15 protein-coding genes are annotated in these 14,538 nt (G+C 67.0%); 7 read left to right on the plus strand and 8 right to left on the minus strand.

What is annotated here, in order from left to right; all coding sequences use genetic code 11:
• Positions 1-669 precede the first annotated feature (669 nt).
• From C1N81_RS05680 to C1N81_RS05695, 4 genes are all read right to left on the minus strand, one after another.
• Entirely contained in the window at positions 670-858 is a 189-nt protein-coding gene (locus tag C1N81_RS05680; protein ID WP_394427417.1) for a helicase associated domain-containing protein, read from the minus strand.
• Between the two features lie 280 nt (positions 859-1,138).
• Positions 1,139-1,804, minus strand: coding sequence for a DEAD/DEAH box helicase family protein (locus C1N81_RS05685; protein ID WP_394427457.1), 666 nt, complete (start codon positions 1,802-1,804; stop codon positions 1,139-1,141).
• Positions 1,804-2,226: a hypothetical protein gene (locus tag C1N81_RS05690; RefSeq protein WP_394427419.1), complete on the minus strand. Its 423-nt coding sequence runs from the start codon at positions 2,224-2,226 to the stop codon at positions 1,804-1,806. Before C1N81_RS05690 ends, C1N81_RS05685 begins: the two co-directional genes overlap by 1 nt.
• Positions 2,219-2,641 (minus strand): hypothetical protein, encoded by a 423-nt coding sequence (locus tag C1N81_RS05695; RefSeq protein WP_394427421.1) that lies wholly within the window; start codon positions 2,639-2,641, stop codon positions 2,219-2,221. Before C1N81_RS05695 ends, C1N81_RS05690 begins: the two co-directional genes overlap by 8 nt.
• A 233-nt stretch (positions 2,642-2,874) precedes the next feature.
• Between C1N81_RS05695 and C1N81_RS05700 the strand changes: the two genes are divergently transcribed.
• The 5 genes from C1N81_RS05700 to C1N81_RS05720 all read left to right on the plus strand — a co-directional run bounded on the left by C1N81_RS05700 (position 2,875) and on the right by C1N81_RS05720 (position 7,277).
• Positions 2,875-3,696: a hypothetical protein gene (locus C1N81_RS05700; RefSeq protein ID WP_394427422.1), complete on the plus strand. Its 822-nt coding sequence runs from the start codon at positions 2,875-2,877 to the stop codon at positions 3,694-3,696.
• Positions 3,697-3,762: 66 nt separating this feature from the next.
• Complete coding sequence (locus C1N81_RS05705) at positions 3,763-3,993, plus strand: RapZ C-terminal domain-containing protein (RefSeq protein ID WP_394427424.1); 231 nt, start codon at positions 3,763-3,765, stop codon at positions 3,991-3,993.
• Complete coding sequence (locus C1N81_RS05710; RefSeq protein WP_394427426.1) at positions 3,990-4,808, plus strand: TRADD-N-associated membrane domain-containing protein; 819 nt, start codon at positions 3,990-3,992, stop codon at positions 4,806-4,808. Before C1N81_RS05705 ends, C1N81_RS05710 begins: the two co-directional genes overlap by 4 nt.
• A 1,000-nt stretch (positions 4,809-5,808) precedes the next feature.
• On the plus strand, positions 5,809-6,318 hold the full coding sequence (locus C1N81_RS05715) for a DUF6932 family protein (RefSeq protein ID WP_394427428.1): 510 nt from the start codon (positions 5,809-5,811) through the stop codon (positions 6,316-6,318).
• Positions 6,315-7,277, plus strand: coding sequence for a hypothetical protein (locus tag C1N81_RS05720; RefSeq protein WP_394427430.1), 963 nt, complete (start codon positions 6,315-6,317; stop codon positions 7,275-7,277). The genes C1N81_RS05715 and C1N81_RS05720 overlap by 4 nt, the downstream gene beginning before the upstream one ends.
• Before the next feature lie 238 nt (positions 7,278-7,515).
• Here C1N81_RS05720 and C1N81_RS05725 read toward each other — a convergent pair whose 3' ends face one another.
• Complete coding sequence (locus C1N81_RS05725; protein WP_394427432.1) at positions 7,516-7,692, minus strand: hypothetical protein; 177 nt, start codon at positions 7,690-7,692, stop codon at positions 7,516-7,518.
• Between the two features lie 381 nt (positions 7,693-8,073).
• Here C1N81_RS05725 and C1N81_RS05730 point away from each other — a divergent pair, with 381 nt between their 5' ends.
• Both C1N81_RS05730 and C1N81_RS05735 read left to right on the plus strand, forming a co-directional pair.
• The gene (locus tag C1N81_RS05730) at positions 8,074-8,469 is read left to right on the plus strand and encodes a hypothetical protein (protein ID WP_394427435.1); all 396 of its coding nucleotides are present in this window, start codon (positions 8,074-8,076) and stop codon (positions 8,467-8,469) included.
• A complete protein-coding gene (locus C1N81_RS05735) occupies positions 8,466-8,930 on the plus strand; it encodes a hypothetical protein (protein WP_394427437.1) in 465 nt (154 codons plus the stop codon). The genes C1N81_RS05730 and C1N81_RS05735 overlap by 4 nt, the downstream gene beginning before the upstream one ends.
• Positions 8,931-9,634: 704 nt before the next feature.
• Here C1N81_RS05735 and C1N81_RS05740 read toward each other — a convergent pair.
• From C1N81_RS05740 to C1N81_RS05750, 3 genes are all read right to left on the minus strand, one after another.
• Positions 9,635-12,250 carry a DEAD/DEAH box helicase gene (locus C1N81_RS05740; RefSeq protein ID WP_394427439.1) on the minus strand — a complete coding sequence of 872 codons (2,616 nt, stop codon included), beginning with the start codon at positions 12,248-12,250 and terminating at the stop codon, positions 9,635-9,637.
• Positions 12,247-13,137 (minus strand): hypothetical protein, encoded by an 891-nt coding sequence (locus tag C1N81_RS05745; RefSeq protein WP_394427441.1) that lies wholly within the window; start codon positions 13,135-13,137, stop codon positions 12,247-12,249. Before C1N81_RS05745 ends, C1N81_RS05740 begins: the two co-directional genes overlap by 4 nt.
• A gap of 269 nt (positions 13,138-13,406) precedes the next feature.
• Positions 13,407-13,919 carry an HD domain-containing protein gene (locus C1N81_RS05750; protein ID WP_394427459.1) on the minus strand — a complete coding sequence of 171 codons (513 nt, stop codon included), beginning with the start codon at positions 13,917-13,919 and terminating at the stop codon, positions 13,407-13,409.
• Positions 13,920-14,538: the final 619 nt, after the last annotated feature.

Raw genomic sequence — 14,538 nt, forward strand, 5'->3', positions numbered from 1 at the left:
ACTCACCGGGCCCCTTCCGGTTCGGAACAGCAGCTGGGAGGGGATGCCCTCAACCCGCCCACACGAGTCAACCGAGGCCTCGCCGCCGCCCAGTGATCCGGGCCCAGCCCCGTCGCACGGCCGCCCTGCACCCGGCCCCCGCCCCACAGCAGCAGCCCGCGCCGTGCCCACGCACCCACCGCGGCGGGCACTCGTCCAGCGCCCGCAATTGTTGCCTCGTCACCCAGTGATACGGGGCTATACTTCGACATCGGCGCATTCGAGGATGTTCAGGCCAATAACAGAGCTCAGCCCACTTCCATCCCGGCACCTGCGTTGCTCGCGCTGCGTGACCGGTAGGTCGGCGCCGCCACATTGGTTGAGGGGACCAGCGAGCGGAACCTGGCCCAGCAGCCCGGTCACCTGGCCCGCGCCTTGTGTGGTGTGTCCATGCGGCTGAGTGCCGCCGTGGTTGGCGCAGGTAGTACCGAATGCCGGGCTCAAAAAGTCGCCAATACCTCCTGCGGTGGCCGGCGCCGCAGACGACAGCCCCAGAGAGACGGCAGTCGCAGCAATCATGAAAACGGCAGGCGTTCGAAGCGAAGTCATGCCTGATAAACGACCGTACCGACGGCATGACACCCGCAGTTCCGCACACCAGAAGACCAGGTCGGTCAACAGGGCCACAGATCACCAACGCATGCCGAGTTGGTCGAGCGCCGACCGTCGCTCCTCGGTGAGTTTGTCGGCCCTGCGCCGTACGTTCGCGGTCCACATCCCCAGATCGACACGGATCGTCTCCTCCGGCGTGCTCTCGCGTCCGGAGGCGGCGGGCCCGGCCAGTTCCAGGGGCAGCTCCTCGACATGCTTGCGGGGCACGTTGAGGTGGCCTTCGCCGCACCGCCGCCTCACCGATCCCGGCGACCATGGCTTCGGCTTCCGCGACGCGGGAGTGGAAGGTCAGCAGTTTGCGCAGGTTCTCCCGCGCGGCCGCGGTCAGCACCCCGGCCTGCAGCGCGGCCAGCCGCGCACCCCGCACCCGCTGCGTCCCCGACCCCAGCTGCGCCCGGTGTCCGTACTCCGGATCACGGATGTCCACACAGACGACCTGGTAGGGGGCAATCAGCCCGCGCTCGATCGCCTCCGACAGCGTGAGCTTCTAGGCGACGGGTCCGAAGACGGGGGAGTCCTTGCTCATGCTCGCCACCAGCCTCGCCTCCCCGCCCCCCTGGCCCTCACCGCCCGCAGGGGCCCATACACGCGGGGTTGCCGTCATATACAGCCGCCGGGCCGCGCGAAGCCTGTCCTGGTCGTGCACGGCCGCCCACGGCTTGAAACCGTCACCACTGGTGCGGTGGGCTTCGTCGACCACCACGAGGTCGAACGCGCCCAAACCGAGTGCGTGTGCCTTGCGCACGACGTCGACGGAGGAGTACGTGCCGAACAGCGTGACCGTCTCCACGTCACCCACCCACGCGGCGAGCTCCGCCTCATCGGTCGTGCACGGGATCCCGCCGGAGTCCTTCGCGGGCAGCGAGCACACCCCGACCATCGCCCCCGATCGGCCGCCATTCTGCCGCCACGCCGTCGCCATCTGCACCAGCAGGTCCAAGGTCGGCACCAGCACCAACACCCGCCGCGCCCCCAGGCGTTGTGCCGTGGCGGCGGCGATGAGGGTCTTGCCGGAGCCGGTCGCGGCGATGCACTGGCACCGCAACCCGGCTTCCGGCATCTGCCCGTCCGCGGGGGCCTGCAGAGCGCGCACGATGGCGTCGACCGCCTCGACCTGATGCGGCCGCAACACCTGCCCAGAAACCTGCCGCATCACAGGGCCACCCCCCACACGTCCGCCATATCCTCCAGCCAGCTTCCGGGCAGCTCACTGTCCTGCCACGCGGCACGGAGAGCGAACCGGCCGCGAACGCCCGACAGCAGCTCCCACACGATCAGGCTCTCCGGCTGCCGGGCCAGCACATACCGCCCGCGAGGCACGTGGTGCGCGCTGTGCGGCCCGTAGTCGGCGTAGTTCCGGGCCAACCGCTCCCGGTAGCGCTCAACGAAGGCGCCCAGCCTCACGCCGTAGGCGTCGACGCCGAGGTCACCGACGGCCGGCGCGAGGACCTCCACCACGCTCTCCGACAGGCTACGGTCGCCTCCATGGCCGGTGAACGCGGTGTACAACGGCCCGGCTACCGCGAGGAGTTCGGCGGCCGGGGCGGCCGGGTGAGCCATGGTCGGATCAGCCACGAGATGCCTCCTCAGCTCGTCGGCGCGCTTTCTCCCGCCGTGCCGCGGCGACACTGCGCATCCCCTCTCCGCTGTCGGTGGACAGGGCACGCTGCAGACGCGCCGCGCGGCTCTCCGCGGACTGCCGCGTATCGAGCCCCAAGGCCCCAGCGATCCGCTGCCACGACACGGCCTGCGCCCGGGCGGCGCGGATCAGCATCAGCTCCTTGCCGTCCAGCTCACCACGCGCCTGTTCCAGGTGGGACAGGGCGGCCAGTATTTCCTCGGCCGGCACCGGCCGTACCGACAGGGATGCGGTCACCTCGGTGACCGCATCCGCACCCGTGAGCACCTCGGCGCCCTGGCCGTAGCGGTCCTGAAGCAGCGCCTGCGCCGCACGTCTGATTCGAAGCCACTTCTGCGCTTCCATCACCATCACGTCAGCATGTCACTGACACGCCGCTGTGTCAGCGAAACGTTGACAAAGATGCCGACGCCGCCGCGAATGCTCGCTCGTCACGGAAGGCGGCCGCGCACCCCGTGGTCCACCAGCGGTCCACAGGCCGTGCGCGGTATAAGCCTTTTCTTCGGGGCCTATAAACAGGCGGTGTCCCGGCGCCGACTGGTAGAGAATCGGTCGGTCCGAAGATCATGGTGGAGGGGGCAGTCGTGAACGTGATGCGCTTCGACGCGGAGGCTGGCGAATTCGTGCTCGGCGTCCGGGAGGAGAGCGTGCAGCTCCTACGGGGCATGGGCACGATCTGTCTCCAGGTGGGGCTGGAAGTGAAGGCGCCCATCGCGACGAAGGCCGGCAGGGTCCTGGCGCTGCAGATCGACCTGTACGGGATCTCCAACCCCTACCAGCGCACGCTCGTTGGACGGGGCACGGAAGTCCTCGCATTCACCCCTGAAACCGGAGTCGAGCGCCCGGTCCTCAAGTTCCTCCTGACCTCGGCTCAGCTCCACGCCATCAACGAGGCCCGCGACGGCGACCTCCACATGGAACTACAGGTCACCGGCACGCTTCCCCAAGCCCCCGGCTTCCCCGGCAGCACGACGGAGGTCCTGCACTTCAGCGTGGCAAAGAGCCGCTGGATCGAACAGGTCACCGCCCTTGGGCCCGCGGTCGCGTTCGAGATGCAGGTCCCGTTCCCACTGGAGGACGACCCCCGCGCGACGCCCGCCCAGTTCTTGCGCGCCGCCCAGCGACGACTTCTGGACGACGACATCGACGGCGCGATCCTGGAGGCCCGTCGCGCGCTGGAATGGATCAAGGACCATAGCGGCTGGAAGTGGCCCGGAAACAAGGACAGACTGCAGCGTACTCAGGACGAACGCTGGGCTTGGATCCGCTTTGCCGTCGAGGACCAGACGAGCGCAGCAGTGCACAAGGACGCGGTGACGTCGGCGTTCACCTACAGCCGGGACGAGGCGAAAGCGCTGATTGCCATCGCCGCAGCGCTGTTGACGGTCGTGGACAACCCTCTCTGAGCAGGGGGACAGCTACGTGCATGAGTGGAATCGGTCGTACGGCTTGTCCGACGTGATGCTGGCTTTATGGGCTCGGGTGACCGCGTCGATATCCACGTGCTGTGCGGGGGCGGCCGGCACCGGTCCGTCGCAGTCGCTGAGGAACTGGCCACCCGCTTGGCCCACGCCCGCGACGTCGCCGGTCGAGGGGCGCCCCGCTCCTCGGCGCCTGCGGGTCGGGCAAAACGCCTGCCGCTCGCCGTTCAGCCCCGGTACGGTGATCGCCCTGTCGGGGGCGGATCGGGGGCGGTGCCGTGACGGAAGAACATCAGTACAAGAGTGATGCCGCCGCGGTAAATGCCGCCCGAGACAGAGCGGCCCATGAACTTGCCATGGCCCGACTGCGTGCCGCGTCTACCCCGTATGGACTGATCGCGCTCTTTGGCACTGGCGCCGCCACGCTTGTGATCATCCCGTCGATTCTGGCCATCTTCAGGGGTGGGGACTGGTGGCCGCCCGCCTTGGCCACGACAGGTGTCGTCGTATTGGGGGTGTCGGTGACCGCCCTGGTACTGCGGGACCGACGCCACAGGGCCGCGACCCAGAAAGACGCCGACCGGCTAGACACTGCGGCTGACCAAATGCGCGAGCGGATGGAGCTACCGAGCCTAGTCAACTTCAACCGGGTGCTGCTCGAGCAGTACCACGGCATCGCCACCAAGCAGGCGAACAAGTCCTTCGCGAGCAGCCTCGCGGCGATGGCCGCCGGCCTCATCGTCCTCATCGGAGCCTTTTGGGCGTCGATGCAGTTCACGGCCACCGGGGAGCGGGTCTTCATCGGCTCCCTCGCTGCACTCGCGACAGCCTTCGTCGGCTACCTCAGCAAGACGTTCCTCGCTGTCTACGACCGATCGCTGAAGCAGCTGAACCAGTACTTCAACCAGCCCGTCCTGAACCAGTACTTCCTGTACGCGGAACGGGTCGCGGCCGGGATGGACGGATCACAGAGGGACGAGCTGCTTAAGAACATCATCGAAAATGTCCTGCAAGCCGGGATGGATATGCACATGGTGTTCGGGGCGCAGAACTATCCCCGCACAGATCCACCGCCTTCCGACCGTGTGTCGGCCTAGCCGTTTGCCGTGGCCAGCGCAAAGGGGTGGGCATCAGCACCGGCACGGCATACCGCGCGGCCGTCTCCTGGCACCGCCCCGGGGCGCTGCGCGATGGTGCTCGCCCCCCGCCAAGGCCATGCGCACCGCCCGCGATGACCGTGGGGACCTCTGGAGGGTTCACACGCACGCACGCATCCGTCGGCGGCAGGCCGGCCACGATCACGGGCTGGTGGTCGGACGCGTCCGAGGTGCAGGACAGGCCGCCAATCGGCCTGGGGGTGCGCCTCCGCCGCCTTTGACTGCCTCCGACTTGCTGGCCACGACCTCCGTTCTCTTATACCGACCGCCGCGCCGCCCTCTTGGACGTTCCGTAAGCTCTCGGCCTGCCTCTACAGGCCGATGCCAGCGACGGACGACATCGACGTCGCCCGCACCTGGTACGTAGTTCTTCCCGAGCAGGGGGCGAGCAGGGGGTGGAGGGCATCGCGGCCAAGCGCGCTGGCGCACAGCGAGACGGTTGACGCCGACGTCGTCGGCTACATCGGCAACCATGCCCGCCCCAAGAGCTCCCTGACGGCCGCGTCGCCCTCACTCAGACTCGGGCAGCCGGTATTACCGTGCAGGTCGCTGCGCACCTGCCTGTGGCCGATGGCCCGGCGCGGGGCGCGCGTACGAACGCGGGCGACAGCTACGCCGTGGAGCAGGGCCCGGTCGTCGAGGTCGTGTCGGGAGCGACACGGCATGCGGCGGTATTCCCTGTCAGGTTGTTGTGTTCAGAGATTCTCGAGCACTGTCTTGCTGAGGGCTGAGGGCTGAGGGCTGAGGGCTGAGGGCTGAGGGCTGAGGGCTGAGGGCTGCTGGAGGTGCGTCGGGCTGGCCCTGCGTGGCTTCCGATGGCAACCCGGACTTGTGCTTTCCCTCGCAATACTGACGTTCCTATTTCTGGCAAGGGCCTCCGTAGATAGGGTGGCCGCTCGGGCTGGGGGATGGTCGGCGTAAGCCGACGCAAGGGGGAGCTTTGATTCCAGCGCTCACAGACAGTGGTCTGCTGCCGCCTGGTCGTCACGCTGCGACGTTGGCCGAGATCAAAGAGATCTTCGTGGACCAGGCCCCGCATGCCGAGCGTCGCGGTCGTATTTTCCAAGCTTTTGAGCTGTATGCAGACATGGTCCAAGATGTTCTTGAGCGGGGAACGTTCTGGGTGGATGGTGGATTTTGCACCCATAAGGAAGCCCCGCCAGCGGACCTGGACCTTGCGGTCCTCATTGACCGAAACCTGAACCTGACCGACAAGGACGTTGAACGGCTTGTCCCCCTGCTCACTCTGAAGCAGGTCCAGGTTCATGGTGGGCCCGTGGCCTGGGCCGAACGCGTCCAGCCCATGGGTGGCCTCATTGACGGCTTCCCTGTGGATGCTGGCGTGCCTGAGCAGGAGCAGTATTGGGACACGCTGTGGTCCAGCGTGAAGGGCCCGGATGGGGAACCCGTCCCTGGGGCGGTTAAGGGATATCTGGAGGTGAGCTGGTGAGTAACGATCTTCGCGACAAGTACGTCCGCGCCTTTCAGACGACCGAGGGGAATGATCCGCTCTCCCGGCTCACCAGGGCGGGCCTTCAGGCGTCGGCCGAGAAGTTCAGCGGCCTTGGTCTGCAGCAGACAGTGGCTGGATCACCAGGTTTCAACTTCCGGCTCGCCAACCCCGACAATGGGGGACTGATCGCCGCTCATGAGGTAGGTGACTTCCTCCAGCGTGTGCAGAAGGCAGTGGCTCGTTTGGCCAAGGCCCGACGTGTCCGCCGCGCCGACATCGTCAGGCTGCAACCGCTGGATCTTTCCTTCGCCCGGCTCGACGTCACCGCTTCCGCCGCCGGGTCGATCATCGTGGACCTGCAGCCTCACATTGCGAGGCCAGAGGAAGGCGAGGACGATCTGGCTCCGGCCGGCGTGTCCTGGGCTGAGATCGGTGCGGTTGAGTTGGTTCGGGCCCTGCCCGAGAGCCACGACGATGAAGCGTCGATGGACTCGTTGCTGAGTGCATCGCCAGTGATGCGCCGAGCAGTGGCAGATCTGATCCACGATCTCCCGAACCCGAATCTCGACATCAGTCTTGCTGTCCAACGTGGGACCGGTGAACGGATCTCCTCCGTGCTCTCCGCCGGACAGGCGGTAACGCTTCGCGAGCGCCTTGGCGTCATCCGTGAAGAGCGGGAGGTCATCCGACTGCAGGGGCGCCTCGACGGGTTGCGGACCCGACGGCAGATCTTCTATTTCGAGCCCCCGACCGGCAGCGAGATCCACGGATTTGTGGACGATTCCCTGGTCAGCGTCGTGAGAGACCACCTGGATCAGGAAGTCGAGGTAGCACTAGAGAGCTTTGTCCTGCGCTCGCTCGCGGGCAAGCGGAGCCAGCGCCGCTATCGGCTCATCGAAGTGGCTGGCCAGCAGTCCCAGCTTCCGCCTGGCAGCGAACTCGACGAGGACGAATAGCCGACTTGCGGTAACCGCGCGGGATGCCTTGGAGGGCCCGGTAGGGCCCTCCAAGGCCATGTGGTCCCAAGGCCCTAGGTCGCCCTATTGGCGTCTCGGACGCAGCGGGGTGACGTTACTGGTTTCGTGTGGGGACCGTTGGGGTGCGTCGATGGCGTGGGTCAGAACGGCACCGGCGAGGGTTAGCTGGGTGACCCGCTGGCGAAGCTCTTCAATCTCCTGGTTCTGGTCCTTGACCCTACAGCGATCCCGCCGTCTCCGGGCTCCTCACCACCGGACGCCTCGGCGGACTCTTGCCCCGCACCTCCGCCAGCCGGAAGTCGCGGGTGATCTTCCGTTCCTGCTCGGTGAGCAGGACCTTCTCGCAGCGCTTGTTCGCCGTTTTGAACATGGCGTTCCACTGCTCGGGTGCCATGGGCAGGCCCTGCTCGGTGAGCCAGAGGTAGGCGGGCTCCGGCCCCTCCAGGAACAGTGACTGCCGTTCCCGCCAGCGGAGTCGACTCAGTTCTCGATCCGGGCCACTGCCTCCGGAAGATTGAGTACCCCCAGGACCCCTTCAGGCGGGAGCGTTCCCCACCCACCGGGATCTGGTACCCGCACCACTCGCCACGAGCTCAACTGTTGCCACCCCTGTTGCTTGAACTCACTCAGTCGTCAGGGAAGTGGTCACGGTGACCCGCATGCGCTGAAGCTGGGCAGACAGCCGCAGAGCCCAGCGCCTGAGCGGGTTCGGCGTATACCCGTTTGGTCTACTATTTTGGGCCTGTTCACCTAGGCAGCTTCTTACGCTGAGCGCATGTCTGACCTTCAGATCGTAGAGATCACCGATGAAATGTGGCTGACGCAGGCTGGAGACTGCTACTCATCGGGCGGGTACAGCTTCCCCCATGGTTTGCGCTCCGAGAGGGGCGAACTGGACGTGTCCCTCATTATCGGGAAGCTCTCAGTTAGCGAGGCTTGTGAAGTAAGGGACATCGGCGAAGCGAATCCCAGACCGAGGAAGCATGCGGCTAGGCACGCGCAGGTAAGCCGCCTCAAGCAACTCAATTTTCGTATTGTATCGACGCCGACTGATGTGAATCCTCAGCATGCCTCGGCATACTGGGACGATGGCCCCTGGGACGCACGTATCGCAGAACGCTTCTGTCGGGCCTTCCAGACACCCATCCCGCAGACAGGGCAGAGCACATGAGCGACCGACTGAAAGTGACAGACGCGGCGTGGCCGTGGAAGCCCTCTTCAGGTGCAGCCCTGGAGAAGACATATCACACACATCAGATTCCGCTGATCGGAATTATCGTGCAGCACGAAACGAGCACTCGGCATCTCTTCGTGCGTCGCTATACGACGCCTGAGCTAAGTGTTTGGATGTATGCAACGGTCACCGTCGGTGATATCGCAGACCTTGATACAAATGCGCATTCACGCGGGGAATTCCGGCAGCATCTGAATCATTTCGAATCCAACAGACATGTAATCTATGCGCTCGCGCACAGTGATCGCGGTGTTCTCAGTTCTTTTGAGCATCGCGGGTTTTTGACTTCGCTCAAAAAATTGCAAAACGCTCTCGACCAGGCAGTCGCAGAGGATTCGACGCTTCATGAGGATGCTAAGGAACTCAAAGAACTCTTCGAGACGACGCCGCGCGGGTGAGGCTGGCCCGTTGACCAGCACGGGGCCTGCGACACGGGATCCGTACGGTTGAAGAGTCCAGACCTAATCCCCCCTCTGTCGGCCCCGCGGAGTGTGTTGCTGCTCCTGGCGGGCGAGCCGCACCTTCTTCGCCGGTGAAAGCGGCCGACCCCACCAGCAGTCGGGAGTAGGGCGCAGCGGCGCCTTTCAGGGTGGAGGTCTGGTGCGGCGTCCACGGTGCTACACGACGCCCCGGAGCCGCCCTTTCAGGCGCCGGGGCCTGCTCCGCGGCCCTGTGGGGGCCGCCTCCGGCGTCTGTGAGCTCCGCGTCACCGTGCGGCCTCGCGTGCCTCACCAGGACCCCCGCCCTGAAAGGCGCCACCATGTCCGCATTCTGCGATCACCCACGTCCCGACCCCTCCGGCGATGCCGCTACGCGGCCCAACTGAAGCCGGGCGACCAAGTCGCCGTCATTAGTGATGGGTGGGGTTCTGTCGGTGGTTGGTCGTTACGGGGTTGTCAGTGGAGTGTGTGGTGGTGGGGCGGGACCTGCTACTGACACCGGGTGGCGATTTCGGACTGTCGTTTCCGCGGGCTGTGCGGCTGGCGAACTCCACGCCCAGGCCGCGGAGGCTGCCGCACAGCTACGCCAGCACATGGCGGTGTGGGGCCCAGAGGACGACGCCTGATCCGTCGACATGACCGGAAGGAACAGCCTCAGCACCTCACCACCGCATGCCGAGTTGGTCGAGCGCCGACCGTCGCTCCTCGGTGAGTTTGTCGGCCCTGCGCCGTACGTTCGCGGTCCACATCCCCAGATCGACCACGACGGTGCCCTCCGGCGTGCTCTCACGCCCGGTAGCGGCAGGCCCGGCCACCTCCAGTGCCAGCTCCTCAGCGTGCTTGCGGGGGATGTTGAGGTGTCCTTCCCGGGCGTGGAACTGCCGGGCCGCGGCGAGGTTGAGGCGCCACTTGTCTTCCTGGGTCCGCTTCACCGGCCGCTCCTCCTCGACGGCGGCCTCGATCCCGAGCACACCCAACAGCCACTGCTGCGCGGCCGCCAGCTGGTCGAAGGCGTAGCGCTGGGCGATGATCCAGCGTCCGAGGTCTTCGCCCTGGACCACGACGTCCCCCGCCCTTGTGGGGAGGTTCCCGCCATCGGCGAGGTGGGCCTGGACCAGGCGCAGGCAGCGCTGCCAGCCCGCATCCCACGCCGGGCACCAGCCAGGGTCGACATCATCGAGGAGCCGGCGCCGCTCCTCGGTGAGCGCCCCTGCCACCGACCCCACCGCCTCCCCGGCCTCACGCCGCGCGGTGATCTGATCAGCGAGCTTGGCAGCATCGCGCATGTTCTTCGCCCACTTCCCGACCGGGTAGCCGTTCCACACGGCGGTGGCGGGCGGAAGGAAGTGCCCGTGCGCCTGCGCCCAGGCCGTTGCGGCGGCCAGGCCGTCGGCGAACGCGTCCTCGCGCGGCGCCCACACCATCCCCAGCCCGTCCAGCTCCGCGACCCGCTCTGGATCGAGGCGTCCGGCCTTGTAGGAGCGCCGCTGGTGGTTCAGCCACACCCCGAGCGGGAAACCCGCGGGCGACCAGTCCTCGGGCGTCACGAACGCGTACGGCACGTTCAACGACCCGCCCCCGAACTCCTTCGCGTAGCGGGCGGCGGCCTCGATGCCGCGCAGCCAGTACGCGCCCTCCGGCTCCAGAACCCGCAGCCGCAGAAACCGTGCGAGCTCCGCCGCATCGCGCGGGGTGGAGAACTTCAGCAGCTCCCGCGCCCCCGTGCTCACCACCTCCGCCGCCTCGACACCCTCCAAGGCTTCGGCGTCATCCAGAGAACTCTCCTCCTCAGCCCCTTCAGCCCCTTCGTCCTCCCAACTGCCGCTGCGCGCACGGGATTCAGCAAGTGCCTCGATGGTCTCGGTGTCGTGCGCCCGGAGCGCTTCGAGGACCTTCGCGAGGGCTCCATAAGCTGGAGAGGTAAGCAGATTGTCCGCATCTTCATCCGGTCCGAGGAATACCGGGACCACCAACGAGGCAATTTTTCCCTGTCCTGGCTGCATGCGCAGAGCCCGTCCGACCATTTGCACGATGTCCACCATGGAGCCGCGCACGTCGCAAAAGGCGACGGAATCACAATTCGCGGTATCGACGCCTTCACCCAAAACTTTCACCGAGGAAAGCAGCCGCAAAGCAGCAGGCAGCATCTCCATCCCGCCGCCACCGTCCCGCCCACCGCGCCCGCCCTGGCGAGGCACAGCACCCGCCTCCTGGTGCTCGATGACGTCGGAGGCGAACTCCTCCAGCACGGCCCGCCGGTGCGCCGGCGGATGCTCGCCGTGCAGCCAGGAAGACCACACCCGCTTCGGGTCCGGATACGTGCGCGGGTCTTCCTCCCACAGCCGCGTCGCCACCTCACCGATCCCGGCGGCCATGGCCTCGGCCTCGGCGACGCGGGAGTGGAAGGTGAGCAGCTTGCGCAGGTTCTCCCGCGCGGCCGCCGTCAGCACCCCCGCCTGCAAGGCGGCCAGCCGCGCACCCCGCACCCGCTCCGTTCCCGAACCGAGCTGCGCGCGGTGCCCGTACTCGGGATCACGAATGTCGACACACACGACCTGGTACGGAGCGATCAGCCCGCGCTCGATCGCGTCCGACAAGGTCAGCTTGTAGGCGACGGGCCCGAAAACGGGGGAGTCCTCGCTCATACTCGCTACCAGCCGCGCCTCCCCGCCGCCCCCGGCGCCGCCGCCGTCCCCGGCGGCCTGCCACACCCGCGGCGTCGCCGTCATGTACAACCGACGCGCCGCGGGAACCTGCTCCTGGTCGTGTACCGCGGCCCAGGGCTTCAGCCCGTCACCACTCGTGCGGTGTGCCTCGTCGACCACCATCAGGTCGAACGCGTTCAGACCGAGCGCGTGTGCCTTGCGCACGACGTCGACCGACGCGTAGGTGCCGAACAAGGTGACCGTCTCCAGGTCTCGCACCCACGCAGCGAGCTCTGCCTCGTCCGTCGTGCAGGGCAGGCCACCGGCGTCTTTCGCTGGGAGCGAACACACCCCGGCCATCACTTCCGATCGGCCACCTTCACACCGCCACGCGGCCGCCGTCTGCACCAGCAGATCCAGTGTCGGCACCAGGACGAGCACCCGCCGCGCGCCCAGGCGCTGGGCGGTGGCGGCGGCGATGAGGGTTTTGCCGGAGCCGGTCGCGGCGATGCACTGGCACCGCAGTCCCTCCTTTGGCCCCCGCCCGTCCGCGGGCGCCTGCAGTGCCCGGACAACGGCGTCGACCGCCTCGACCTGGTGGGGCCGCAGCACCGCACCACGAGGGCGGGTCACAGGGCGACACCCCAGACAGCTGCCAGATCCGTCAGCATCGTCTCCGGCAGGTCACTGTGCTCCCAGGCATTGCGCAGCCGGAACCGGCCGTGGAATGTCGACAACAGCTTCCACACGATCAGGCTCTCAGGCTGTCTGACCAGCACATACCTGCCTTGCCTCACATGATGGGCACTGCCCGGCCCATAGTCGGCATAGTTCTGGGCCAGCCGCTGGTGGTACTGCTCGGCGAACGCGTTCAGCCGCACACCAAAACTGTCGACGTCACCGACCACCGGCGCCAAAACCTCCACCACCTCCTCGGAAACACCCCGGTCGCCAACGTGATCGGTGAACCTGCCGAATACCGCCTCAGCCACCGCCAGCAACCGGACACCATCGTCCGCGCCCTGCTGCGCAACCTCACTGCCAGCAGCCGCCACCGAACCCGCACCAGGACCTGCGGACGCTGGACCGGGCGCAGGCGCAGGCAGCCCGGCCTCGCTGCCTTTCCACCGCTCCGCTCGCCTGCCACGCCCGCAGGCGAGCGCGGCGCTGAAGCGCCCCACCACGTCGCTGTCCACCGGCAGTCCACGCTGACGGAAGTAATGGTTGTCGCCTGCCCGCACCACAGCCTCCAAAGACGCAGCCACACCGTCATCCCACGCCCACCCGTACTGCTCTCCGCGTTCCCTCGGCGCGTTGTAGAGCTCGGTGGCCACGACCGTGTGCATGTCCGCCATCGCGCCCACCTCCACCGCAGCGACGAGCTCGTCGGCATGCTCGGGCGATAACCCCGCAGCGGCCAGGACAGCAAGAATCCGCACGCGGGCATCCGTCCCGATCGCCAGATACCCACGCACCCGCTCCTCAGCAGCGGCACGCACATGGTCCGAAAAAGCGGTCACATCAGACTCCTTGAGAAGGCGAACAACCGAGTCGGCCCCATGCGACTTTGGAGATTGCACGGTGCCGGGGGACAGGTCAGAACCCCGCGCAGGCGCCCATACCTCTCGGGGAAAAGCTGTGGGCCGGGTGGACCGGAGACCGCAGCCACACCCGGCCCACCCCCTCCCTCAGCAGGGCCACTTGTGCGGGCCGCTGAAGCACCCGCGAGCAACAGTCCTGACGCCATCGACTCGCTGGAGCCGCAGAACCCGCTCAGCAACCTGCCCGGTCACCGCTGGGCCGGCAGGTCGAGCTCGGCGAGCAGAGCCGGGTTGACGATCGACACGACCGCCTCGATATCCGCCCGTCCGGCCGCCGGCCACAAATCAGCCCGCGCAGCCCAGTACTTCGCCGCCAGCCGTTCCTTCTCGTCTGCGGGCAACCGGACGCAACGGGCGGGGTGACTGTTGTGCGCGTTGTCGGCGATCTTCACCAGCGTCGCCTGCGGGTCGCCGGTGATCCGGCGGATCGTCTCGTCATACGTGACGTCCGCCTGGTTCGTCACCGCCCTCACTATGACCACGACCCGGGCAGGCACCCCGCGCTCAAGCAGGTCATCACCGGTCACGTCGGTGTCCTCCAGGACGTCGTGCAGCAGCCCCGCCATCACCAACTCGTCACCGAAGGGGACGAGGCCGTCCGCGACCGCACGCACATGCTCGATATAGGGCACGCCGATCTTGTCTACCTGACCCGCATGCGCGGCAGCGGCCAAAGCATCCACCTCAGCGACAGAAATCATCGTGCGGTTTTCAGAACTGGCTTCCTCAGCAGCTTTCTGCATTCTCTCTCCTAGGGTAGAGGCTGAGTTCAGGATTCAGCTGGGGTCGGAAATGACACACCATCTGCCGCCCCTTCACTCGCGTGTCATGGCCAAAAGTGCAGGCTCGATCGGACAGGCAGCCTGAGTGCAGAACCTAGCGGGCCATCCTTCATGACACACTGGGTTGAGATTAATTGTCTCGAACCCGCACGGTCAGGGACCTTCGGGGCTGGAAGTCGACGATACTCGACCGGAGGAACGCGACGGGAGGCCCCTCGCCGAGCATGGAGCCCACGATGGCACTGGCGAACGGGTGTTTCACAGATGCACCCCCAGCACCGTCCGCAGTTCTCCCGCGACACCATGCCCGCACGCCAGCCCACACCCGTAACGACGCCCAGTCGAACGAGTCACCCAGCCAGCGGCTTTTGCAGGGCCGCGCGGAGCGTGGACCTGCCAGGCCGGGGCGCGCGGAGCGCCCCGCGCCGCCGGAACCGCGGAGCGGGTCCGGCAGGCATCACGGAGTGATGCCACTCCCGACGAAGTCGGGAGTCTTTTTCCGGCGAAGCCGGAAACCGCCGCGTAGCGGCGGCGCGTC

The organism is Streptomyces sp. SGAir0957, assembly GCF_043523415.1.